Here is a 22,256-nt window from a genome sequence, read left to right on the forward strand (position 1 = left end):
CCGGTAGGAATTTTCAGCGCGAACGCATGGCCTAGATTTTTCCCCTCCAGGAATCTAGGCCAACCGCGCCTCCGCATGCGCAGTTAATCAGCTGCTAAAGCCCGGTAAACCCCAATCTTCCAGCGGAAACTCCGTCAGCGAACCCAAAATCAGGTCGGCGTGCGCGTATTGCTCGATCGGCATGTGCGAGTCCGGCACGGCCACGGCGTACATCCCTGCGGTCTTGGCAGCGGTGACGCCGAAAGGCGAGTCTTCGAACACCACACAATCCTTCGGGTCCACGCCAAGGTGGCGCGCGGCAGCCAGGAAGATGTCCGGCGCAGGCTTGGCCGCCGTGACCTCGGCGTGATCCGCCGTCACCACGTCTTTAAACAGCTCAAACCAGGCGCGATGATTGCTCGTCTTCGCGTGGAAGTAGTGAAGGGAAGAACTGGTGCCCACCGCGATGGGGATGTTGTGCTCGGCAAGGTGACGCACCAGTGCCTCGGCGCCACGCATCGGCTTGGCGTGCGGAAAACGCTCGTCCAGCATCGGTTGGCGAACGGTCAGGAACTCCTCGGGAGACATCGGCAGCTCGAGCGCGCGGATCACGTATTCGGCGAAATCCTGGGAGCCGCGGCCAATGGAGTGCTGCTTCACGGCCCAGTCGAACGTCTTGCCGTGCCACTTGGCGATGGTGTCGGTCACTTCGGTGTAGATGCCTTCGGTGTCCAGCAGCAGGCCGTCCATGTCGAAGATCACCGCCTTGACCGGACCCTTGGGCTTTTGCACTTCGCTCATCTCATCGATCCCGTTAGCAAATTGGCGTCCAGCCTAACGCTTCGGCGAACGTCGTGGCTAGGCGCAACGGCTGCAAAACGTTCTCGCCAAGTGCTAATCTCGCCGGGCTCTCGGCAGCGCAAGGTGCTGCACGGCCGCTCTGCGTGGCGCCGAAACCCTCCGGGGTCAAGGAAGGCAAGACCTCTCTTCAAGAACGGACATCTTCGAGTCGACACATGAAAAAATCAGTCAACATCGCCGTAGGCGTCATTGTGGTTGCGGGCGTCCTCGTCACCGCTGGCGCCTGGTACACCGGAAAACGGCTGGAAGGCGCGCTCAACGACGCCATCCAGCAAGGCAATCAGCAGCTTCAAGCCGCCTTCGTCGGGCATGAAGGCAAGGCGAGTGTTGAGCTCCTTTCTCTGGACCGCCACTTCTTCACCAGCACCGCGCACTACAAGCTGAACATCCAGGACCCCCAATTCAATGAGGGCAAGCCGGTCGAGCTGCTGTTTGTCGACAACATCGAGCACGGGCCATTGCCGTGGAGCCGCGTGAAGTCACTGCAACTGGTGCCGGTGATGGCCGCCAGCAACGTGCAGATCGAGAAGAACGCCTTCTCCGAAAAATGGTTTGCCATGACTAACGGCCAGCCACCGCTGACCGGCCACTTCAGCATGGGCTACGACCGCGCCGCGTTGGGGCGTGTGGAGTTGCTCCCCTTTGAATTCACCGACCAGACCGGCGCGTTCAAGTTTTCCGGTTTCACCCTGAATGCCTCCGGCTCGGGTGATGGCCAGAAGCTTGAAGCCAACGGTGTGCTGGGCAGCGTCGACGTCACCGCTACTTCTGAAGAAGGTCCGGTGCACCTGACGCTCAAGGATTTCACTTTCAACACCGGTGGCACCAAGGGCAAATCGGGTTTCTACCTGGGCCACACCGACGCGAAAATCGCCTCGGCCACGTTCCAGGCGGCGGGCCAGCCGGCCATTCAGCTCAAGGACTTCGTCAACACCAGTCTGTTGCAGGAAGTGGAAGGCAACCTGAATGCTCAGGTGAGCTACGACATCGGCAATATCAGCTTCAATGGCAACGACATCGGCGCCATGCAGATGCTCTGGAAGTTCGGCAATTTCGACATCGCCTCAACCCAGGCGCTGATGAAGATCTATCAGGAGAAAGTGCAGCCTCAAGCCCAGGCCGCCGCGGCGGTGGGTGAAACCTACACGCCACATTTGAGCCCGGCTGATCAGGCGCTGGTGCAGGCCGAAGTCAGTAAGCTGCTGAGTGCCAAGCCACACATCGAGCTGGAAAAGCTTTCGCTGAAAACAGCCAGCGGCGAGAGCCAGTTCAACCTGTCGATGGACTTGGGCAACCCTTCGGCGCTTGATCAGCCGGGCGCGGAATTGCTCAAGCAGTTGCTGACCCAGCTGGACGCCAAACTGGTGCTCTCCAAGGCGATGATCAAGGACCTCGCCGCACTGCGCGCCAAGTCTGCCGGCCTGACCGATCCCGCCGCCGTCGCGCAACAGGCGCAGGCAGCAGCAGAGTCGGTGGGCGGCATGGCGGTCATGTTCCAGGTGGGCAAGGTCGAGGGCGACAACATCGTGTCCAGCCTGCATTACGCCAACGATGTGGTGGACTTCAATGGCGTGAAGATGCCGGCGCAGCAGTTTGCCGCCATGATGATGGGCAAGTTCGTAATGTTCAGCGGCGGCCAGTGAGTCTGTTCCGGCCACCACTAGTGGCCGGGCAATTGGGTCTTATCTGTCTTCAGACTGGCGGCTGACGAGCAATTTCTGTCGGCGCTTCGTGGCCTTCGCGCTCTGGCTGTACGGTGCGCGAAGACATCTCCGCACGTAGTTGCGGCAGGCATTGCGGATATTGCCGGGCAACGAAACTGATCAAGCGCTCGCGCATGTGGCATCGCGCATCCCAACTGCGCGATGAATCCGCCGAGCTCAACAACACCCGCAGTTGCATCGCTTTGTCGGTGGTGTCCGTGACCTGCAACACGCAGACGCGGCCATCCCAGAGGTGCGGAATTTCCTTGCAGATACGCTCCGCTTCCTCGCGCAACTCCTCCAGCGGCAACGCGTAATCCACCCACAGAAACACCGAGCCAATCAGGCTCGACGTGCTGCGCGTCCAGTTCTGGAAGGGCTTTTCGATGAAGTACTGCAACGGAATCACCATCCGCCGCTCATCCCAGATCTTCAGCACCACGTAGGTGCCGCTGATCTCTTCGATGCGTCCCCACTCGCCCTCAACGATCACCACGTCATCCAGGCGAATCGGCTGAGAGATTGCGATCTGCAGGCCCGCGATCAAGTTGCCGAGCACCGGCTTGGCGGCGAAACCGGCGGCAAGACCCGCGAGCCCTGCCGATGCCAGCAGGCTCGTACCAATCTGCCGCACCGGCGGGAAGCTCATCAGAATCAGTCCGGTACCGAACAGCAGCACCAACACATTCAGGCAGCGCACCAGCACCCGCACTTGCGTCTGGATGCGGCGGGCTTGCAGGTTGTCTTCGATGTCCAGCGGGTTGCGGATCGCGACCGCTTCGCCAATGGCCTTCACGCAACTCAACGCCAGCCAGGTAAATCCGGCCACCACCAGCATGCCGTTCAGGTGCCGAACGCCGTTGATGAACATCAGATCATCGGGGGCAGAGGTCCAGACGGTTTGCAGGGCCAGCAGTGGAATCAGCCACAACGTCGGCGGCTCGGCACGATGAATGAGCTGTTGAGCGAAGACGAAGGACTTGGCGACGCGACGGAGCAATATCAGCGCAATCCAGCGCCCCAACAGCGCGATGCCAATGGCGACGGCGGCGGCCACGAGGGTATTGAGCCAGGGCAACGGCAGCGCGTTCAGCCAGGCTTCCGGGAGTACGTGTTCCATAGAGGGGGTCACCAACAGGACGGTTCAAAGGCAAGAGGTGTGAGCTCCCTCGTTGCTCAATGTTCCCTGATCCACCCGCCGCCGCTGAAATCGTGACGGGCTGGAATCAGCGAGCCAGAGCATCCGACACGTTTACTACATGTCGAATGCGCTGACCAGTTCAGGCTAATGTCGGGCGACGCCTGAATGTCTGGCTCATGCTGTAGCGGCCATGGCATTGCTTGCTCGCAACACCATGGCGAAGGCTCGTCTTTCACGCACGCTGAGCAATGAAAGTTACGACGCTCTTTGGTCTGTCTCAGCCTCAGCAGCCTTTGAACGGATTCCAGCCTTGTTCGCCTTTAATTTCCTTGAGGTAATAGGCGTAGTTTGTGGTCCTTGCATAAAAGGCGTTTATGGCGATACCTACAGCAAGATCCAACTGTTTGGCGTAGGCAAAGTCGGTGGCCGAATAGAAGATTTCCGACACGACACTGACGGCCAGCAAAATGCCGATCATCGTCAGGTTTTTTTTCCACAACCCCAGAACGAACAGGTAAATCGGGCCGAAAAAAAACGCAATGATGTTCGCGTTGATCTTGATCCTCTGCCGGAGAGGCAGCTTCAGCCATGCGGGCTTGAACGTTGGTGAATTCGGCGCGCCATGCTCGTCAAAAAATGCGAAACGTTGCTGCCATTTCTCGCTGTAGCCTTCACGGCTTTGTACCTGATCTGTCGTGCTCATTTGAGATCTCCTTATGGTCCTTGAGTGGTGTTTTTCTTCCCGGATATCCTGGATGTTGCTTGTTGTTATGCGTGGCTGACTCCTCGAAGTTCTTGAAGAGCGGCGAAACGCTCACGAGCGTGGCGAAGGCTCCATCGCGCGTCGCTGCAGCCTCATGAGTAGGAATATTCCTACAGGTGGGGAATTTTTTCTCATTTTTTTTACAGATTACAAAAGCGTCCAGACGCCGGCCAGGCGTGGCCCTCGCCGAAGCCCGCGAGGCCTTTACCGCAGCAGACGAAAGGTCTCACGCACATGCTCGGTGAGCGTTGCTGGGTTCTCCATGGCAGCGAAGTGCCCGCCGTGCTCGGCCTCAGCGAAGAATCGCAGGTCGTCGAACCAAGCCTCTGCCCAGCGCCGTGACAGGCGGAGCTGCTCGCCCGGGAACATGCTCACCGCCGCTGGGATGGGTACGGCGGTGACAGGGCCTTGCTGCTGCATTTCGCTCATCCCTTCCCCATGTGGGCCACGGCATTCTCGAACATGCGTTGCAACCCGATACCCTGGCAATGATGTGCGCCTGATGATAGCCACTTCCAGTCGGAACCCGCTGCTGGATGGAGACCGGTTGGCGTTGGTTCAGGCCGCCGGTTTGCTGGAGTAAATGTTCCGGGCTCTAACGGCTGACCAAACAATGGGTCTGAACGCTAGAAACCTCGCGGGAGTTAAGGGGATATCAACTAATGGCGACCAGTGTGAGGACTGATTTGTTCAACACTCGCGGCACTAAATCTTTAAGTTAAAAGTTGCCATGTGGTGAGCGGTACCCACACTTACTGGAAAGAGTAAGTGTCTTTCGGGTCTGGCTTAACTTGTCCCATCCACTGAATGGGAAAGTTTCATGAGTCATCAGCCCTGAGAGGCGCAATCCTGCCGCCTCTGGCTTGGGCCGAGCACCGGTCGAATCCGCCAAAGCCCGGCTGGATCCGAAGTCTCCGGCCAACACAGCCGTTCAGTGGGCTCACAAAAAAATGGCGAATAGGTTGAACTTATTCCCTGAAATAGTTTCGGCGATGAAAATAAATTATTAGTTCGATAGCCTCTTAAAAAGATGCTTTTTCACTAAAGTTTCTTTGCGGGTGGCCGAATGTTATGGGGTTAGGAATGGCATGGAGTGGCCCTCTCCTATGTGAATACCTATAACTTTCAGAGGGCGCCATGCTAAAGAATATTTTGATCAATATGACCGTCAGGTCAAAGCTCGTACTCGGCTTCACCCTGGTGATCATATTTACTGTCCTTATTGCCCTCACGGGTTGGACAGGAATCTCCTCACTCAGTGAGCGAAGCGAGCGCGTGTCTGATATTGCGAAGCTCACAACCCTGACCCGGGACATGCGCATCGCCCGGCTGGTCTACGGCCAGAATTCTGACGACGCTAACGCTGCCACCTGGCTAAAAGCCTATGACAACCTCGACAGTCATTTGGCGTATTTGCGCGAAATACTCGACTCCGAGCTCAATATTCCCCACGTTAAAACCGCGACCGCCGCGATGACGGTTTACAAGGGCTTTTACAACGACATCATCAATGCGACCCATACGCGCGAAACGAGCCGAGCCGTGTCTGGCAGCGCCGCTGATGAGGCATTGGAGGTGCTGCTGCGCTTAGACACGCTCTCCAATTCGCCCGAGGGCACGGCCGCACAGCGAGATGCAATCGGACAAGCGCTGACGCTTTTTCAGAAAATGCGCTTTGATGTGCGTGGGTACACCTTCACGCTAAAGCCTGACGCGCAGCAGCTGGCGAACGCTTCAATCGCTGCGGCCGTAAACAACGCCCAATCCCTGCAAGCCGCTGGATTTCAACCCGACGCCATCAAAGGCTTTCAGGCTTCACTGAATAGATACCAGGCTGCCATTGCCCAGTTTTCGGAAGCACAGGCCGCCATTAATCAGGGCCAGGCAGGTATTACCAAAAACATCGAAGTCCTGCTGGCCTCCGCCGATCAGTTGGCACAGAACCAGGTCTCGCTGCGTATTGAGGACGTGGGTCAAGCCAACAAGATGTTGATCATATGGCTCAGCATTGCGCTCATCATCAGCGCACTGGCTGCATGGGTCATCACCCGCCTCATCGTGGGTCCGCTTCGCGAAGCGCTGCAATTGGCTGATCGGGTCGCCAACGGCGATCTGACCTACAGCGAAGTAACGGCGAGGCGAGACGAACTGGGCCTGCTGCAAATCAGCATGCAAAAAATGACCACCAACCTGAGGCAGTTGATTGGCGGCTTGCGTGATAGCGTCACTCAAATTGCGAGCGCTGCCGAACAGTTGTCGGCGGTGACCGAGCAGACCAGCGCGGGCGTTAACAGCCAGCGAACCGAAACTGATCAGGTCGCCACAGCCATGAATGAAATGGCCGCTACTGTTCAGGAAGTCGCCAGGAACGCAGAGCAGGCGTCAGATGCGGCGGTCAGCGCCTCGAAAGAAGCTCGCGATGGCGACGCAGTTGTGGCCAAGGCAGTGCTCCAGATTGAAAAGCTCGCAACCGAAGTGGGTCATTCGAAAATCGCCATGGATGAGCTCAAGCAAGAGAGCAACAAGATCGGCGGCGTGCTTGACGTGATCAAGGCGGTCGCCGAGCAAACCAACTTGCTGGCACTCAATGCGGCCATTGAAGCCGCGCGGGCTGGCGAAGCCGGACGAGGTTTTGCGGTTGTAGCGGATGAAGTAAGAAGTCTTGCGCAGCGCACCCAGGCGTCGACCGAAGAAATTGCGACGTTGATTGGTGGTCTGCACAGCCGAACCGCACAGGTTGCGACCACCCTGGAAAACAGTCGCCTCTTGACTGACAACAGCGTGGAGCTGGCGCGGGATGCAGGGGCTTCGATCGGCAACATTAGTCGCTCAATTTCAACCATCGAGTCGATGAACCAGCAAATCGCCGCTTCTGCCGAGGAGCAAAGCGCAGTGGCTGAAGAGATAAACCGCAGTGTTCTCAGTGTGAGGGACATCTCCGAGCAGACCGCGTCCGCCAGTGAACAGACAGCAGCGTCAAGCGTTGAATTGGCGCGCTTGGGTGTGCATTTGCAGGGGTTGGTGAGCAAGTTTGTGGTGTGAGCGGCTGGGAAGGTGATCATCCAGTCACTGGGAGATCGGGGAGCATCAAACTCCAGCCTATAACTCATCCAGCGAAACCTTAACCCGCTGCGGCGCGGCAAGGCGCTCGCGCGCCACGGAGATCAACGCTTCGTCTTCTTGAGTGAGGAGGACCGGCCGGAACGGGAGTTGACCACGCTCGGCGACGTACTGCAGGGCTTGGCGCATAAGGTCGGACGGAGTAACGCCTAGACGCTCCAGCTCTCGGTAGGCGCGAGCCTTGAGTTCGTCGTCGACGCGAACATTAATGGGAAGCCATAGTTTGAGCTCGTAAAGACAAGTGTCGTTACGGTAGATGCATCGTACATCGTCCATCGTTGGCAAGGCGGTGCGACGGATAGCGCGTACCTTTGAGGATGGATCTAGCGTGGGATTGAGCCGGACACCTTTTACGAACGCTCAGGTACAAAAAAGCCCGCTCAATGGCGGGCTTCTTCGTCTGTAGCGGATTTCCAGAACGCATTGCGCGAACTGGAATCAATAATGGTGCACCTGACGGGATTCGAACCCATGACCCCTGCCTTCGGAGGGCAGTACTCTATCCAGCTGAGCTACAGGTGCAATGCGGGCGCCATAATACTCATCTGGCCCTCGTGCGTCCATGCCGATGACCCGCCGTTCACAATTTAGTGGGACCACATCCAACCGCTTAGGCACCCGCGCATGACGACCGCATACGCATGCTCCCGGTTACGCTCATCCGATTAACCCCCACCCCAAGCCCCACCCGTTCTTTTTTTCGAACGCACTATTGTCCTTTACCCCTGTTGTCCCTAGGATTCGTTTGAGATTTCAAACGCCCCGCCCGGCCTTTCTTCTCTTCTTCACCCTGGGCCGGCGACAGTTATACCCGGCGGCGGCCTCGTCCGAGGCGCCCGCACACAACCATTCGCTCCGCCGCGCGCGGTGCTGTTCAGGAGGCCGCAATGCAGCTCAAAGACTCGAAGTTGTTCCGCCAGCAGGCGTACATCAATGGCGCCTGGGCTGATGCCGACAGTGGCCAGACCATCAAGGTCAACAACCCGTCGACCAACGAGATTCTCGGCACCGTGCCGAAGATGGGCGCTGCTGAAACCCGTCGCGCCATCGAGGCCGCTGACAAGGCGCTGCCGGCCTGGCGCGCGCTGACCGCCAAAGAGCGTGGCGCCAAGCTGCGTCGCTGGTTCGAACTGATGATTGAAAACCAGGACGACCTCGGTCGCCTGATGACCCTGGAGCAGGGCAAGCCGCTGGCCGAGGCCAAAGGCGAAATCACTTACGCTGCTTCCTTTATCGAATGGTTCTCTGAAGAAGCCAAGCGCGTCTATGGCGACGTGATTCCGGGCCATCAGCCGGACAAGCGCCTGATCGTGCTCAAGCAGCCGATCGGCGTGACTGCAGCGATCACGCCGTGGAACTTCCCCGCTGCGATGATCACCCGCAAGGCCGGCCCGGCGCTGGCGGCAGGCTGCACCATGGTGCTCAAGCCTGCTTCGCAAACCCCGTATTCTGCACTGGCGCTGGCTGAACTGGCCGAGCGCGCGGGCATCCCGGCTGGCGTGTTCAGCGTGGTGACCGGCAGCGCCGGCGATATCGGTAGCGAGCTGACCAGCAACCCCATCGTGCGCAAGCTGTCGTTCACCGGCTCGACCGAGATCGGTCGCCAGTTGATGGCTGAATGCGCCCACGACATCAAGAAGGTGTCGCTGGAACTGGGTGGCAACGCGCCGTTCATCGTGTTCGACGACGCTGACCTGGATAAGGCCGTTGAAGGCGCGATCATTTCCAAGTACCGCAACAACGGCCAGACCTGCGTGTGCGCCAACCGCATTTATGTGCAGGACGCGGTCTACGACGCGTTCGCCGAGAAGCTGCAGGTTGCCGTCGCCAAGCTGAAAGTAGGCGATGGCCTGGCTGAAGGCACCACCACCGGTCCCCTGATCGATGAAAAAGCCGTGGCCAAGGTCAAGGAACACATCGCTGATGCCTTGAGCAAAGGCGCGAAAGTGTTGAGCGGCGGCAACAGCCTGGAAGGCAACTTCTTCGAACCGACTATCCTCGTCAACGTGCCGAAAAACGCAGCCGTCGCCAAGGAAGAAACCTTCGGTCCGCTGGCTCCGCTGTTCCGCTTCAAAGACGAAGCCGAAGTGATCGCCATGGCCAACGATACCGAGTTCGGGCTGGCGTCGTACTTTTACGCGCAGAACCTGAGCCGTGTGTTCCGCGTGGCGGAAGCGCTTGAGTACGGCATGGTGGGCATCAACACCGGCCTGATCTCCAACGAAGTCGCGCCGTTCGGTGGCATCAAGGCGTCCGGTCTTGGCCGTGAAGGCTCCAAGTACGGCATCGAAGATTATCTGGAAATCAAATACCTCTGCCTCAGCATTTGAACCGGCTGAGTGGCAGAGTGAAGTAACTGTTCTACAACCTGCGGGACGCGAGAGCGCCGTTTCGCAGGTTTCAGTGGCACCAACTTATTGGTGGCCGGGAGGCCGCGACAGTCGATCATCGTATGCTGTTGCTGTTGACCCCGCTGCTTGATCCTTGAACCGCGCCGCCCGATGAGCGGCGAATGAGGAAATGATGAGCAAAACTAACGCATCCCTGATGAAACGCCGCGAAGCTGCTGTCCCACGCGGCGTTGGTCAAATTCACCCGATCTTCGCTGAATCCGCGAAGAACGCCACCGTCACCGACGTCGAGGGCAATGAGTTCATCGACTTCGCGGGCGGCATCGCGGTACTGAACACCGGTCACCTGCACCCGAAAATCGTCGCCGCCGTTCAAGAGCAACTGACCAAGCTGACCCACACCTGCTTCCAGGTGCTGGCGTACGAGCCCTATGTAGAGCTGTGCGAGAAGGTCAACGCCAAGGTCCCGGGCGATTTCGCCAAGAAAACCCTGTTGGTCACCACCGGTTCCGAAGCGGTTGAAAACGCCGTCAAGATCGCCCGCGCCGCGACAGGCCGTGCAGGCGTCATCGCCTTCACCGGCGCCTACCACGGCCGCACCATGATGACCCTGGGTCTGACCGGTAAAGTCGTGCCGTACTCGGCCGGCATGGGCCTGATGCCGGGCGGTATCTTCCGCGCCATCTACCCGAACGAGCTGCACGGTGTCAGCGTTGACGATTCGATCGCCAGCATCGAGCGCATCTTCAAGAACGACGCCGAGCCGAAAGACATCGCCGCGATCATCATCGAGCCGGTGCAGGGCGAGGGCGGTTTCTATGTCGCGCCGAAGGCGTTCATGGCGCGTCTGCGTGAACTGTGCGACAAGCACGGCATTCTGCTGATCGCTGACGAAGTGCAGACTGGCGCTGGCCGTACCGGCACCTTCTTCGCCATGGAACAGATGGGCGTGAGCGCCGACCTGACCACCTTCGCCAAATCCATCGCCGGTGGTTTCCCGTTGGCCGGCGTGTGCGGCAAGGCCGAGTACATGGACGCCATCGCCCCGGGCGGTCTAGGCGGCACGTACGCGGGTAGCCCGATCGCATGCGCGGCTGCGCTGGCGGTCATGGAAGTGTTCGAAGAAGAGCACCTGCTGGATCGTTGCAAAGCGGTTGGCGAGCGTCTGGTCACTGGCCTGCGCGCCATCCAGGCCAAGTACCCGGTCATCGGCGAAGTCCGCGCGCTGGGCGCCATGATCGCCGTCGAGTGCTTCGAGAATGGCGACACCCACAAGCCGAACGCTGCTGCCGTCGCACAAGTGATCGCGAAGGCCCGTGACAAGGGGCTCATCCTGCTGTCCTGCGGCACCTATGGCAACGTATTGCGCGTGCTGGTCCCGCTGACCTCGCCGGACGAGCAGTTGGACAAAGGCCTGAAGATCATCGAAGAATGCTTCGCTGAAATCGCCTGACTTCATGCCGATGAGCTGCGGCACGTTTGATCAAATGTGACCGCTTCGTCAGAAAAAACCTGCTTCGGCAGGTTTTTTTGTTTTTGACGTCAGGAAATTCTCTTTCGGTTTGTCTCCCTGCGCAGTCTTTGACTATGGTGAAGAGACTGATGCCGGAGAGTCATGATGACCGTTGTAGAGGCGCTAGCCGTTCCCCGCGTGTTGATCGCTGAATCGGACCCTTGGGCCCGCGAGATGCTCAACGAATTGGTCCTGGATGTGCGTTGTGACGCGCAGCTGGACATCTGTTCCAACGGCCGGGAGGCCATCGAGCGGATGAGCGGGTACATCCCCGACCTGGTCATCGCCTCCCGCGAGCTGCCGGGCGTCGATGGGCTCAGCCTGCTGCGCGGGCTGCGGCAGCTGCGCCGTCAGCCGCCGGTTCGTTTCATTCTGCTGAGCAGTCGCAGCGACAGCGTCAGCGTGCGTGAAGCCGTGCAGCTGGCGCCCACGGCCTACCTCACCAAACCCCTGAACCTGGAAGGCCTGCGCCAACGGCTGGAAACGCTGCTGTTGCAGGACGGTGCGCAGGTTGCCTGTGCGGTGCCAGGTCTGGCGCCGGGCGTCGGGCTGGATGCGTTTCTGGAACAGCGCCGGGAAGTCGCAGACGGCGGACCCCTGTTCGTTGACGTGGCTGCGGCGGTGGCCAGCAGTCGCGGGGCGTCGGGCGTTGATCTGACGTTGCTGGAACAGGCGTTGACTCACGATCCCCACGTCACCGCGCTGTTGATCGCCGCGGCCAACAGCGCGTCCCACCATCAGGGCAAGCCCGTGCAGACGCTGGCGCAGGCGCTCGCCCTATTGGGCGGTACCCAGAGCGTCAATCTGGTTCAGGGTCTCGCTCTCAAGCGTGGCGCGGTGCTCACGGATGCAGCGTTGCTGCTGCAAGCCAGCGAAATCTGGGATGTCTCGCAACGCACCGCCGAATGTGCGCGGACGCTGGCGCTCAAGCTGGATCTGAATCACGAGCGCTGTTACTGCGCCGGTTTGCTCAGGGGCCTGGGCGAATTGACGGTGTTGCGCTGTTTGCAGGACTGGCTGATCGCTGGCGGCGCGCTGGATGAGGCCACCATTCGCCGCACGTTGGCGCAGTATTCGGCCTCGTTTGGCTCGGCATTACGGACGCGCTGGCGCTTGCCGTTGGAGCTGCGTGAGCTGATTGCGGCGGTGTACCAATACAACACCGGCGTGTTCACTCGCGAGGTCCTGGCGATGAATGTGGCGGGACAGATGGGATCACTCGGACTTGAAGACCCGCTGGAGGCACTGGCGAAAAGCAAATCGGCGCGGCTCTTGAAGGTCAGCAGGTCAGATCTGGAAGGGGTGCGCAGCAAGACGGTGGCTTAGCCGGGATGTGGATTCGGAAAAGCAGGCTTACACCAGCACGATCTGATTCTTGCCCTGGCGCTTGGCCTGGTACATCGCAGCGTCCGAGCGTGCGTAAAGCGCTTCGAGGCTCTGGTCCTGGTCGCCGAGGTTGGTCAGCCCCTGGCTGGCAGTGATGCCGAAGGTTTTGTCATTGCACTGAAAGCTCAGGCGCTGAATCTCCCGCTGCAACCGCTCGGCAATCTGCTGGGCCATTTCCGGCGCACAGCCCGGGAACACGGCGGCAAATTCCTCACCCCCAATTCGTCCGAACAGATCACCACGCCGCAGCGTCTTGCGCCCGCATTCGGCAATGCGTTGCAGCACGAGATCGCCTTCCTGATGGCCGTAGGTGTCGTTGACCAGTTTGAAATCATCCACGTCCAGCAACAGGAATGCCATCGGCGTGCCCTGCAAACGGGCCTGCTCGAATTCCCGCTGAGCGCATTCGAAGAAGTGCCGGCGGTTACTGCTCTGGGTCAGAACGTCGGTGGTGGCCAGGCGCTGCAGCTCGTCTTCGAGGTGCTTCTTCTCGGTGATGTCTTCGGCGATACCGACCACGATCAGGCGCTGGCTGTGCTCGGCCTGATGACTGACGAAGCACTTATCACTCAGCCAACGGACCTGGCCGTCGGCGCGAATGATGCGGTACTCGCGGTCTTCGATGGAGCCCTTCTCAAGCACTTCGCTCAGGCTGCGCTCGGCGTAGTCCAGATCGTCGGGGTAGATACTGTCGCGCCACTCGCTGTAATCGGCGAGCAGCAAACCGGCGGAACGGCCGAAAATGCGCTCGTAGGCGGGGCTGACATAGATCATGCGTTGCGTCTGCCAGTCGAACGCCCACAACACGGCGTTCACGCTGACCAGCAGGGAACTGAACAACTGCTCGCGCTCGCTGAGACGCGCCACTTCCGCCTGGGCATGCATCAGCGCCAGAAGGGTTTCTGCTGCGGCGGGGGTCTCAACGTGGGGAGTCTGGTTGTCCATGAGCACTGCATCTCGGAATAAGGTGCGGCGCATGCCACAACATGTCACACAGCATAGTGCGAAGGTGTTAATGAGATAGGAGTAATGGCACTAAGTTCCGATCGGTGTCACTCGGACGAATGGTCACCGATCAACGGCATCAGGCGTGATGAGGCCGCAGCGAGTAGGTTTTGAGCTGATCGGCGAAGTCACGCAGCGACTGAATACCGCTGGCTTCCGCTTCGTGGACCCAGTCCTTGATGGCCGCCAGCATGTCGTGACCATTGCTGCTGGTCTTTGCCCAAATCTGCTGCAGCGCCAGGCGTTTTTCGTAGATCACTTTCAGTGCCTGACTGTGCTCCAGCATGGTCTGGATGCGCGCCTGATGCTTGTCTTCCAGCAGGCTTGGCTCGCGGGAAAGCAGGCGTTTGGCGCGGCGGAACTGGTGACGCACGGAGGCATCGGCTTTGGCCAGTTCCTGCGCGACCAACGGCGCGATGACCAGCTTGCGGTACTGAGCCATGATCTGGAAACGGTTATTGAGGATGGCCATCGCCGTGTCCATGTCCAGATGGCCTTTGCCTTCCACACGGTGCGCGATCGGCGCGACCCGCTGCACTTTCGCCAGGCGCAGCCAGCTGAACACTTTGATCCACGCCCAGCCCATGTCGAACTCCCAGCGCTTGACCGACAGCTTGGCCGAGTTGGGGTAGGTGTGGTGATTGTTATGCAGCTCTTCGCCGCCGATCAAAATGCCCCAGGGCACCAGATTGGTGGCAGCGTCCCGGCATTCGAAGTTGCGATAGCCGACCGCGTGGCCGAGGCCATTGACCACACCCGCTGCCCATACAGGAATCCACATCATCTGGATCGCCCAGACGGTGATGCCGATGACGCCAAACAGCGCCAGATCGATCACGCCCATGAGCGCGACGCCTAGCAGTGGATAGCGCGAATACAGGTTGCGCTCGATCCAGTCCTCGGGGCAGTTTTTACCGTAGATGCGCAGCGTCTCGGGGTTCTCCGCTTCGGCGCGGTATAGCTCGGCGCCTTTGCGCAGCACGGTCGACAGACCCTTGATGACCGGGCTGTGCGGATCATCGACGGTTTCGCATTTGGCGTGGTGCTTGCGGTGGATAGCGGTCCACTCGCGGGTGTTCTGCGCCGTGGTGAGCCACAGCCAGAATCGGAAAAAGTGCTTGAGCCCTGCGTTGAGTTCCAGGGAGCGATGCGCTGAATAGCGATGGAGATAGACCGTGACGCCGACGATGGTGACGTGTGTCATCGCCAGGGTGACTGCGACCAATTGCCAGACGGAAAGGTCGAGCAGACCGTTGTTCCACATAGGCTGAGTTGCCCTCGGTTGTTACGCGTGCAATGTACGGATCCGCCTGAGCAGACCCTGAGACAGAAGCGGGCATTATCACTTAGCTCACAGATAAAAACAGTCGGTCTTTCAGAGAAGCGTCGCAAGATGTTTCTTGTTCTATAATTTCCGACTTTCGCAAGGTTGTTTCTTTCTATGTCGAGCATTACCCGGGATGCGCTACGCACCGCAACGTTGTACGGGCTTTTGTCGATGGTGTGGCTGGCGATCAGTGACTACTTACTGCCGCGGCTGATCGAGGACGCGACCGTGCTGGCGCGAGCGCAACAGACCGGCGGTTATCTCTGGCTGGCCGTCAGCGCAGTGCTGATCTATCTGGCTCGCTCGCGGCTGCTGCGATTCATGGGCGTCACCGAGCTGGCGCGCCGGCATGAGGACATGCAGCGTCTGCGACTGGCAGCGGCCGTATTCGACACCACGCTGGAAGGCGTGCTGGTCACTGATGCCACGGGCGTGATCGTCCACGTGAACCGTGCCTTCAGCGAGATCACCGGGTATCAGCAGGACGAAGTGGTGGGTTTGCGGCCGAGCACGTTCAAGTCAGGCCGCCATGGCCCCGAGTTCTACGAACGGATGTTCAAGACCATCCTCAGCGCCGGGCAGTGGAGCGGCGAGATCTGGAACCGGCGTAAAAGCGGCGAGATCTACCCGCAGTGGCAGAGCATTCGTCCGATCCGGGACGAGGAAGGCGAAATCACACAGTTCGTCGCCGTGTTTTCCGATATTTCTTCGATCAAGCATTCCGAGCGAGAGCTGGCGCATCTGGCCCATTACGATCCTTTGACCGGTCTGCCCAATCGCCTGCTGTTCACCGACCGTGCCGAGCAGGCTCACACCCACGCACGCCGCAATAAACGCACCCTGGCGCTTCTGCTCGTCGATCTCGATCACTTCAAGCACATCAACGAAAGCCTCGGCCACAACGCCGGGGACGAAGTGCTGAAAGCCGCCGCCGAGCGGTTGCAAATCCATCTGGAAAAGGGCGTCACGCTGGCGCGGCTGGGCGGCGACGAATTCGCGATTCTGCTCGAAAATGCCCAGCAGGTCGCGCAATCCGCCGAACTGGCGCAGAGCATTCTGGAAGGGCTGCGCGAGCCTTTTCTGGTCAGCGGGCAATCGCTGTTTCTCACCGCCAGCGTCGGCATCAGCATCTTTCCCCAGGATGCGCTGACCGCCGAGCAGTTGCTGCGTAATGCCGACGCCGCGCTGTCACAGGCCAAGCATCAAGGCCGTGAAAGCTACGCGATGTACACCGCTGAACTGACCGCCCACGCCCAGCGCCGCGTCGAGTTGGCGGCCGAGCTGCGGCAGGCCGTCGAGGAGAACGAGCTGCGGGTGTTTTATCAGCCGATCCATAACCTCCACAGCCGCTGCATCGAGGGCGTCGAGGCACTGGTGCGCTGGCAGCACCCCGCGCGCGGCATGGTCTCGCCGGGTGAATTCATCCCCATCGCCGAGCAAAGCGGGCTGATCGCCGACATCGACAACTGGGTGCTGACAGAAGCCTGCCGGCAGATGGGCGAGTGGCTGGCGGAGGGTGTGAATATCGCCTTCGTCGCGGTCAACGTGTCCAGCCGGTTGTTCGGACGCGGTGATCTTGATCGGCGAGTGGCCAAGGTGTTGAACGAAACTGGTCTGGCACCGGAGTTTCTGGAGCTTGAGGTGACCGAAAGCGCGATCATGGACGACCCTGATCAGGCCATCGAGCAGATGCACCGTCTGCGGGATCTGGGTCTGAAACTGTCCATCGACGATTTCGGCACGGGGTACTCGTCACTGCTGCGGCTCAAGCGCATGCCGGTGCAGAAACTGAAAATCGATCAAGGGTTTGTGGCCGGGTTGCCGGACGACGATGACGACATCGCGATCGTCAACGCCATCATTGCCCTGGCGCGCGCCATGGGCATGCGCGTGCTGGCAGAAGGCATTGAGCAGGCCAGTCAGGCCGGTTTTCTGCTGAAGCACAACTGCGAACTGGGGCAGGGCTATTGGTTCGCGCGCCCCATGCCGGCGGAACAGATCAACTGGCAGCATGCGCCGGTGTTTGTCTCTGCCTGACACAGCCGTGTGGCGCGCGCCACACGTTCAGAACCGCTTTCTCGGTCGTTCCCGGCCAGCCTCAGGCGCAAATGCCTTTTGGTTATATCTGCATTCTTAAATAGTATTTTTAAGAATATCTCTGCCTCTCTAATATCGCGCTCACGCCACAAGCAGCGTTTGCCCCCACGCTGCGGCAAATCTTTCAAGGAGCACGAACATGAGCGCATCTCTACGTAGCGTTGACGGCCAGGACGAAGCAAGCATTTTGCGTGAAATTCAAAGCGCGCTGCGTGACCTGCGTTTTGGCGCGGTTGAAATCACGGTGCACAACGCGCAAGTGGTCCAGATCGAGCGCAAGGAGAAATTCCGTCTGCAAAACCCGAGCAACAAGCAGGGCTGAGGCACGCTCCCGCATAACGAACACCGCATGACCTAAAACTAGAAAAAGCCAACAACACACATTTGTCCAGGAGCCTGATTCATGTCCATTCGTCGTTATGCGCTGGCCGCGCTCGCCAGTGCGGTGTTTGCCGGTTCTGCTGTCGCCAAGGATTTCACCCTGCTGAACGTCTCGTACGACCCGACGCGCGAGCTGTATCAGGACTACAACGCCGAATTCATCAACTTCTGGAAAAAATCCCATCCGGGCGACACCGTGAAGATCAACCAGTCCCACGGTGGCTCGGGCAAGCAGGGCCGCTCGGTGATCGACGGCTCGCCTGCCGACGTGGTCACCCTGGCCCTGGCCGGCGACATCGACGAAATCGCCAAACTGGGCAAGACCATTCCTGAGAACTGGCAGACCAAGTTGCCGGACGCCAGCACCCCGTACACCTCGACCATCGTGTTCCTGGTGCGCAAGGGCAACCCGAAAGGCATCCATGACTGGGGCGACCTGATCAAGGACGGAGTATCGGTGATCACGCCAAACCCGAAAACCTCGGGCGGCGCGCGCTGGAATTTCCTGGCGGCTTACGGTTACGGTCTGAAATCCAATGGCGGGGATGAAACCAAGGCCAAGGATTACATCGGCAAACTGTTCAAGCACGTTCCGGTGCTGGATACCGGCGCACGCGGTTCGACCATCACTTTCGTCAACAACGGTCAGGGTGACGTGTTGCTGGCGTGGGAAAACGAAGCGTTCCTGGCGTTGAAAGAAGACGGCGGCGCGGACAAGTTCGACATCGTCGTCCCTTCGCTGTCGATTCTGGCCGAGCCTCCAGTGGCCGTCGTCGAGAAGAACGCCGAGAAGCACGGCACCACCGAAATCGCCACCGAATACCTCAAGCACCTGTACAGCAAGGAAGGTCAGGAAATCGCGGCGAAAAACTTCTATCGTCCTCGTGACACGGAAGTGGCCGCCAAGTACGAAAAGCAGTTTCCTAAACTCAATTTGCTGACCATCGACAAAGACTTCGGTGGCTGGAAATCGGCTCAGCCCAAGTTCTTCGATGACGGTGGTGTGTTCGATCAGATCTACATTCCGCAGTAACCGCAGCGCCCCACGGAATAAATGGACCCGGACTTGTTCCGGGTAACGTGTGTAAACCAAGGACTTTTATGTCTCGACGCATATCCCCCGTCATACCCGGCTTCGGGCTGACGCTGGGCTACACATTGGTGTACCTCAGTCTGATTGTGCTGATACCGCTTGCGGTCATGTTCATCCACGCCTCCCAGCTGAGCGCCGTTCAGTTCTGGAATGTTGTTACGGCGCCTCGCGTGCTTGCAGCACTCAAGCTGAGTTTCGGCACAGCGTTTTTCGCGGCGATCATCAACGGCATCATCGGCACGCTGCTGGCCTGGGTGCTGGTGCGTTACACCTTCCCCGGTCGCAAGATCATCGACGCGATGATCGATCTGCCCTTCGCATTGCCCACCGCCGTTGCCGGTATCGCGCTGACCGCGCTGTACACGCCGACGGGTTTCATCGGCCAGTTCGCTGCCGATATGGGCATCAAGATTGCCTACACCCCCTTCGGTATCACCCTGGCGTTGACCTTCGTCACCATGCCCTTTGTGGTGCGCACGGTTCAGCCGGTGCTGGCGGACATCCCCCGGGAAGTCGAAGAAGCCGCGGCCTGCCTTGGCGCCAAACCTCTTCAGGTGTTCCGTCACATCCTCGTCCCGGCCTTGTTGCCTGCCTGGCTGACCGGCTTCGCGCTGGCCTTCGCCCGGGGCGTGGGTGAATACGGCTCGGTGATTTTCATCGCCGGCAACATGCCGATGAAGACCGAGATCCTGCCGCTACTGATCATGGTCAAGCTCGACCAGTACGACTACACCGGCGCCACGGCGATTGGCGTGATGATGCTGCTGGTGTCGTTCGTGCTGCTGCTGCTGATCAATCTGTTGCAGCGACGCATCGAAACCCCTAACTGAGGAGGCGCACGTATGTCTGGTTCATCGCTCATTGCTGCGTCCTCCGCCAATGCTGCCCGTCGTGGCAGCGCGGTGTCGCGGCGCATTCTGATCGGCCTTGGCTGGCTGGTCTTCGCGTTCTTCCTGCTACTGCCGTTGGTGGTGGTGATCGGCCAGGGTTTGAGCAACGGCCTCGGCGGATTCTTCGCGGCCATCCTGGAGCCCGATGCGCTGTCAGCCCTCAAGCTGACCGTGTTCGCGGTGCTGATTTCGGTGCCGCTCAACGTCGTCTTCGGCGTCGCGGCGGCCTGGTGCGTGAGTAAATACTCGTTCCGCGGCAAGGCGATTCTGGTCACCCTGATCGACCTGCCGTTCTCGGTCTCGCCGGTCATCGCCGGTCTGATTTACGTGCTGATGTTCGGCGCCCGTGGCGTGTTCGGCCCCTGGCTGCAGGAGCACGACATCCAGATCGTCTTCGCCCTGCCGGGCATCGTGCTGGCGACCATCTTCGTGACCGTGCCGTTCGTGGCCCGCGAGCTCATCCCGCTGATGCAGGAGCAGGGCACGCAGGAAGAAGAAGCCGCGCGCCTGCTCGGTGCCAATGGCTGGCAGATGTTCTGGCATGTGACCGTCCCCAACATCAAATGGGGCCTGATCTACGGCGTGGTGCTGTGTACCGCGCGGGCCATGGGTGAGTTCGGTGCGGTGTCGGTGGTCTCGGGCCACATTCGCGGCGTGACCAACACCCTGCCGTTGCATGTCGAGATTCTCTACAACGAGTACAACCACGTGGCTGCATTTGCCGTGGCGAGCCTGTTATTGATCCTTGCGCTGTTCATCCTGCTGCTCAAGCAGTGGAGCGAAGCGCGCATTAGCCGTCTGCGCAAAAACGCGGCGGAGGAATAATTCATGTCGATCGAAGTCCGTAACGTCAGCAAGAATTTCAACGCCTTCAAGGCCCTCGACGGCATCAGTCTGGATATCCAGAGTGGCGAGCTCGTGGCGCTGTTGGGCCCGTCCGGCTGTGGCAAGACCACGCTGCTGCGCATCATTGCCGGGCTGGAAACGCCGGACAAAGGCAGCATCGTGTTCCACGGCGAGGATGTCTCCGGCCACGACGTGCGCGATCGCAACGTGGGGTTCGTCTTCCAGCATTACGCGCTGTTCCGCCACATGACGGTGTTCGACAACGTCGCCTTCGGCCTGCGCATGAAGCCGAAGAACCAGCGCCCGAACGAAAGCCAGATCGCGGTCAAAGTGCATGAGCTGCTGAATATGGTGCAACTGGACTGGCTGTCGGATCGCTATCCGGAGCAATTGTCGGGCGGTCAGCGTCAGCGGATTGCCCTGGCCCGCGCCCTGGCGGTGGAGCCCAAAGTGTTGCTGCTGGATGAGCCGTTCGGCGCGCTGGACGCCAAGGTACGCAAGGAGCTGCGTCGCTGGCTGGCGCGGCTGCACGAAGACATCAACCTGACCTCGGTATTCGTGACCCACGATCAGGAAGAGGCGATGGAAGTCGCGGACCGCATCGTGGTGATGAACAAGGGCGTGATCGAGCAGATCGGTTCGCCCGGGGATGTTTATGAGAACCCGTCCAGCGATTTTGTTTATCACTTTCTGGGTGACTCGAACCGTCTGCATCTGGGCGAAGACAACCACGTGTTGTTCCGCCCCCACGAAGTGTCGTTGTCACGGCATGAAGTGGAAGGGCACCACGCGGCGGAAGTGCGGGACATTCGCCCGTTGGGCGCCACGACGCGGGTAACGCTGAAGGTCGAAGGGCAACCCGAACTGATCGAAGCCGAAGTGGTGAAAGACCACGACAGCCTGACAGGGCTGGCGCGGGGAGAAACGCTGTTCTTCAAGCCGAAGGCCTAGCAGAAGCGGGAGAGTATTTAGGGCGCTCTCTGATCAAGAGTATTTAAGCGCTCTCTAATCAAATGGACAGCTCGGCCACCGCGCTGTCTGGGGATAAATACACATCTTGTGGGAGCGAGCTTGCTCGCGAAGAGGCCATTACATCCGCTAGATTTTCAGCGGCTGGAATCCAGCCTTCGTGAGCAAGGTGGAGCGCCACCCCGGTCACTCCCACATTCCTTCATCCGCAGGGAAATCAGCGATGTCCTTCGACGATCGATCTGATTGGTTGTTAAAACACAGTTCTAGACCGTCGCTTTTTTCAAATCCCGCCGGTGCGTCTTGCCCACCCGCGCCTCGATGGCGTGTTGCAACTTCTTTCTCATTCCCAACAAAAAAGCCGCTTCGGCAACGACAAACAGCGGGCCGATGATCAGGCCTGTGAGGTCGTCGACAAACGCCGGCTTGCGGCCCTCGTAATAATGGCCCACAAACTGAATCGCCCAACCGAGCACGAACAGCCCGACGCCGGCGCTGAGCCAGACCATGGTGGTCTTTTGCGCCAGGCTTGCGCCGAGCCACAGGCACAGCGCGAGCAGAGCGCCCATCAGCACGCCGAAGAAGGCATCCAGCCGCAGGTAGAAAAACGTCGCCGCCAGACTCACCAGCAAGGCCGGCGACACCCAAAGCCCGCCGAGGGACCAACTGGTCCAGCCGGGGCGTGACAACAGTACGGCCACGGCGATCACGATCAGGGGAATGCCGACGAAGTGGGTAACGATATTACGGGTGTCGCGGTGGTAGGCCGCGTACTGGCTGAGGTGATCGACGAGGTTTTTCATTGTTATTCCTCTCTGGATACATGGATCA

General features: G+C 59.6%; 19 protein-coding genes and 1 tRNA gene. 11 read left to right on the forward strand and 9 right to left on the reverse strand.

What is annotated here, in order from left to right; genetic code table 11:
- Positions 1-87 precede the first annotated feature (87 nt).
- On the reverse strand, positions 88-780 hold the full coding sequence (locus ABEH28_RS19875; protein ID WP_192173064.1) for an HAD-IA family hydrolase: 693 nt from the start codon (positions 778-780) through the stop codon (positions 88-90).
- A gap of 215 nt (positions 781-995) precedes the next feature.
- Here ABEH28_RS19875 and ABEH28_RS19880 point away from each other — a divergent pair, with 215 nt between their 5' ends.
- Entirely contained in the window at positions 996-2,483 is a 1,488-nt protein-coding gene (locus ABEH28_RS19880) for a YdgA family protein (RefSeq protein WP_192173063.1), read from the forward strand.
- Between the two features lie 49 nt (positions 2,484-2,532).
- Here ABEH28_RS19880 and ABEH28_RS19885 read toward each other — a convergent pair whose 3' ends face one another.
- The 3 genes from ABEH28_RS19885 to ABEH28_RS19895 all read right to left on the reverse strand — a co-directional run bounded on the left by ABEH28_RS19885 (position 2,533) and on the right by ABEH28_RS19895 (position 4,876).
- Positions 2,533-3,663 carry a mechanosensitive ion channel family protein gene (locus ABEH28_RS19885; protein ID WP_192173062.1) on the reverse strand — a complete coding sequence of 377 codons (1,131 nt, stop codon included), beginning with the start codon at positions 3,661-3,663 and terminating at the stop codon, positions 2,533-2,535.
- Between the two features lie 304 nt (positions 3,664-3,967).
- The gene (locus tag ABEH28_RS19890) at positions 3,968-4,387 is read right to left on the reverse strand and encodes a DUF2628 domain-containing protein (protein ID WP_192173061.1); all 420 of its coding nucleotides are present in this window, start codon (positions 4,385-4,387) and stop codon (positions 3,968-3,970) included.
- A gap of 264 nt (positions 4,388-4,651) precedes the next feature.
- Positions 4,652-4,876, reverse strand: a complete 225-nt coding sequence (locus ABEH28_RS19895; protein WP_244655953.1) for a hypothetical protein — start codon at positions 4,874-4,876, stop codon at positions 4,652-4,654.
- 708 nt (positions 4,877-5,584) lie between these two features.
- Here ABEH28_RS19895 and ABEH28_RS19900 point away from each other — a divergent pair.
- The gene (locus ABEH28_RS19900) at positions 5,585-7,489 is read left to right on the forward strand and encodes a methyl-accepting chemotaxis protein (protein WP_192173060.1); all 1,905 of its coding nucleotides are present in this window, start codon (positions 5,585-5,587) and stop codon (positions 7,487-7,489) included.
- A 57-nt stretch (positions 7,490-7,546) separates the two neighbouring features.
- Here the strand turns inward: ABEH28_RS19900 and ABEH28_RS19905 are convergent, their stop codons facing one another.
- Positions 7,547-7,843, reverse strand: a complete 297-nt coding sequence (locus tag ABEH28_RS19905) for a type II toxin-antitoxin system RelB/DinJ family antitoxin (RefSeq protein ID WP_346630884.1) — start codon at positions 7,841-7,843, stop codon at positions 7,547-7,549.
- Between the two features lie 169 nt (positions 7,844-8,012).
- A tRNA-Arg gene (locus tag ABEH28_RS19910) sits at positions 8,013-8,089 on the reverse strand.
- A gap of 365 nt (positions 8,090-8,454) precedes the next feature.
- On the opposite strand from ABEH28_RS19910, the gene gabD reads away from it, so the two are divergent.
- From gabD to ABEH28_RS19925, 3 genes are all read left to right on the forward strand, one after another.
- Complete coding sequence (gene gabD / locus ABEH28_RS19915) at positions 8,455-9,897, forward strand: NADP-dependent succinate-semialdehyde dehydrogenase (RefSeq protein ID WP_192173047.1); 1,443 nt, start codon at positions 8,455-8,457, stop codon at positions 9,895-9,897.
- Positions 9,898-10,090: 193 nt separating this feature from the next.
- Positions 10,091-11,371 carry a 4-aminobutyrate--2-oxoglutarate transaminase gene (gene gabT, locus ABEH28_RS19920; RefSeq protein ID WP_192135860.1) on the forward strand — a complete coding sequence of 427 codons (1,281 nt, stop codon included), beginning with the start codon at positions 10,091-10,093 and terminating at the stop codon, positions 11,369-11,371.
- A 162-nt stretch (positions 11,372-11,533) separates the two neighbouring features.
- On the forward strand, positions 11,534-12,757 hold the full coding sequence (locus ABEH28_RS19925) for an HDOD domain-containing protein (RefSeq protein ID WP_346630885.1): 1,224 nt from the start codon (positions 11,534-11,536) through the stop codon (positions 12,755-12,757).
- A 27-nt stretch (positions 12,758-12,784) separates the two neighbouring features.
- On the opposite strand, the gene ABEH28_RS19930 is transcribed toward ABEH28_RS19925, so the two are convergent.
- Both ABEH28_RS19930 and desA read right to left on the reverse strand, forming a co-directional pair.
- Complete coding sequence (locus tag ABEH28_RS19930) at positions 12,785-13,762, reverse strand: sensor domain-containing diguanylate cyclase (RefSeq protein ID WP_065990974.1); 978 nt, start codon at positions 13,760-13,762, stop codon at positions 12,785-12,787.
- Between the two features lie 139 nt (positions 13,763-13,901).
- Entirely contained in the window at positions 13,902-15,086 is a 1,185-nt protein-coding gene (desA, locus tag ABEH28_RS19935; RefSeq protein ID WP_133775675.1) for a delta-9 fatty acid desaturase DesA, read from the reverse strand.
- Positions 15,087-15,263: 177 nt separating this feature from the next.
- Here desA and dibA point away from each other — a divergent pair, with 177 nt between their 5' ends.
- From dibA to ABEH28_RS19965, 6 genes are all read left to right on the forward strand, one after another.
- Positions 15,264-17,186, forward strand: coding sequence for a phosphodiesterase DibA (gene dibA / locus ABEH28_RS19940; RefSeq protein WP_346630886.1), 1,923 nt, complete (start codon positions 15,264-15,266; stop codon positions 17,184-17,186).
- A 199-nt stretch (positions 17,187-17,385) separates the two neighbouring features.
- Positions 17,386-17,568 carry a sulfur starvation response protein OscA gene (gene oscA / locus ABEH28_RS19945; RefSeq protein ID WP_065990977.1) on the forward strand — a complete coding sequence of 61 codons (183 nt, stop codon included), beginning with the start codon at positions 17,386-17,388 and terminating at the stop codon, positions 17,566-17,568.
- 81 nt (positions 17,569-17,649) lie between these two features.
- Positions 17,650-18,660, forward strand: coding sequence for a sulfate ABC transporter substrate-binding protein (locus ABEH28_RS19950; protein WP_192173045.1), 1,011 nt, complete (start codon positions 17,650-17,652; stop codon positions 18,658-18,660).
- A gap of 68 nt (positions 18,661-18,728) precedes the next feature.
- Positions 18,729-19,550, forward strand: a complete 822-nt coding sequence (cysT, locus tag ABEH28_RS19955; protein WP_192173044.1) for a sulfate ABC transporter permease subunit CysT — start codon at positions 18,729-18,731, stop codon at positions 19,548-19,550.
- 12 nt (positions 19,551-19,562) lie between these two features.
- On the forward strand, positions 19,563-20,435 hold the full coding sequence (gene cysW, locus ABEH28_RS19960; RefSeq protein ID WP_192173043.1) for a sulfate ABC transporter permease subunit CysW: 873 nt from the start codon (positions 19,563-19,565) through the stop codon (positions 20,433-20,435).
- Between the two features lie 3 nt (positions 20,436-20,438).
- Positions 20,439-21,407, forward strand: a complete 969-nt coding sequence (locus ABEH28_RS19965; RefSeq protein ID WP_192173042.1) for a sulfate ABC transporter ATP-binding protein — start codon at positions 20,439-20,441, stop codon at positions 21,405-21,407.
- Positions 21,408-21,691: 284 nt separating this feature from the next.
- Here the strand turns inward: ABEH28_RS19965 and ABEH28_RS19970 are convergent, their stop codons facing one another.
- Positions 21,692-22,228, reverse strand: coding sequence for an Mpo1-like protein (locus ABEH28_RS19970; protein WP_192173041.1), 537 nt, complete (start codon positions 22,226-22,228; stop codon positions 21,692-21,694).
- Positions 22,229-22,256 lie beyond the last annotated feature (28 nt).

The organism is Pseudomonas sp. Ps21-P2, assembly GCF_039672565.1.
In the GTDB taxonomy this organism is placed as follows: Bacteria; Pseudomonadota; Gammaproteobacteria; order Pseudomonadales; family Pseudomonadaceae; genus Aquipseudomonas.

What these genes read in the sequence shown, in the direction of transcription:
- ABEH28_RS19875 (WP_192173064.1), bottom strand. Translation starts at nt 780, where the DNA reads ATGAGCGAAGTGCAAAAGCCCAAGGGTCCGGTCAAGGCGGTGATCTTC.
- ABEH28_RS19880 (WP_192173063.1), top strand. Translation starts at nt 996, where the DNA reads ATGAAAAAATCAGTCAACATCGCCGTAGGCGTCATTGTGGTTGCGGGC.
- ABEH28_RS19885 (WP_192173062.1), bottom strand. Translation starts at nt 3,663, where the DNA reads ATGGAACACGTACTCCCGGAAGCCTGGCTGAACGCGCTGCCGTTGCCC.
- ABEH28_RS19890 (WP_192173061.1), bottom strand. Translation starts at nt 4,387, where the DNA reads ATGAGCACGACAGATCAGGTACAAAGCCGTGAAGGCTACAGCGAGAAA.
- ABEH28_RS19895 (WP_244655953.1), bottom strand. Translation starts at nt 4,876, where the DNA reads ATGAGCGAAATGCAGCAGCAAGGCCCTGTCACCGCCGTACCCATCCCA.
- ABEH28_RS19900 (WP_192173060.1), top strand. Translation starts at nt 5,585, where the DNA reads ATGCTAAAGAATATTTTGATCAATATGACCGTCAGGTCAAAGCTCGTA.
- ABEH28_RS19905 (WP_346630884.1), bottom strand. Translation starts at nt 7,843, where the DNA reads ATGGACGATGTACGATGCATCTACCGTAACGACACTTGTCTTTACGAG.
- gabD (WP_192173047.1), top strand. Translation starts at nt 8,455, where the DNA reads ATGCAGCTCAAAGACTCGAAGTTGTTCCGCCAGCAGGCGTACATCAAT.
- gabT (WP_192135860.1), top strand. Translation starts at nt 10,091, where the DNA reads ATGAGCAAAACTAACGCATCCCTGATGAAACGCCGCGAAGCTGCTGTC.
- ABEH28_RS19925 (WP_346630885.1), top strand. Translation starts at nt 11,534, where the DNA reads ATGATGACCGTTGTAGAGGCGCTAGCCGTTCCCCGCGTGTTGATCGCT.
- ABEH28_RS19930 (WP_065990974.1), bottom strand. Translation starts at nt 13,762, where the DNA reads ATGGACAACCAGACTCCCCACGTTGAGACCCCCGCCGCAGCAGAAACC.
- desA (WP_133775675.1), bottom strand. Translation starts at nt 15,086, where the DNA reads ATGTGGAACAACGGTCTGCTCGACCTTTCCGTCTGGCAATTGGTCGCA.
- dibA (WP_346630886.1), top strand. Translation starts at nt 15,264, where the DNA reads ATGTCGAGCATTACCCGGGATGCGCTACGCACCGCAACGTTGTACGGG.
- oscA (WP_065990977.1), top strand. Translation starts at nt 17,386, where the DNA reads ATGAGCGCATCTCTACGTAGCGTTGACGGCCAGGACGAAGCAAGCATT.
- ABEH28_RS19950 (WP_192173045.1), top strand. Translation starts at nt 17,650, where the DNA reads ATGTCCATTCGTCGTTATGCGCTGGCCGCGCTCGCCAGTGCGGTGTTT.
- cysT (WP_192173044.1), top strand. Translation starts at nt 18,729, where the DNA reads ATGTCTCGACGCATATCCCCCGTCATACCCGGCTTCGGGCTGACGCTG.
- cysW (WP_192173043.1), top strand. Translation starts at nt 19,563, where the DNA reads ATGTCTGGTTCATCGCTCATTGCTGCGTCCTCCGCCAATGCTGCCCGT.
- ABEH28_RS19965 (WP_192173042.1), top strand. Translation starts at nt 20,439, where the DNA reads ATGTCGATCGAAGTCCGTAACGTCAGCAAGAATTTCAACGCCTTCAAG.
- ABEH28_RS19970 (WP_192173041.1), bottom strand. Translation starts at nt 22,228, where the DNA reads ATGAAAAACCTCGTCGATCACCTCAGCCAGTACGCGGCCTACCACCGC.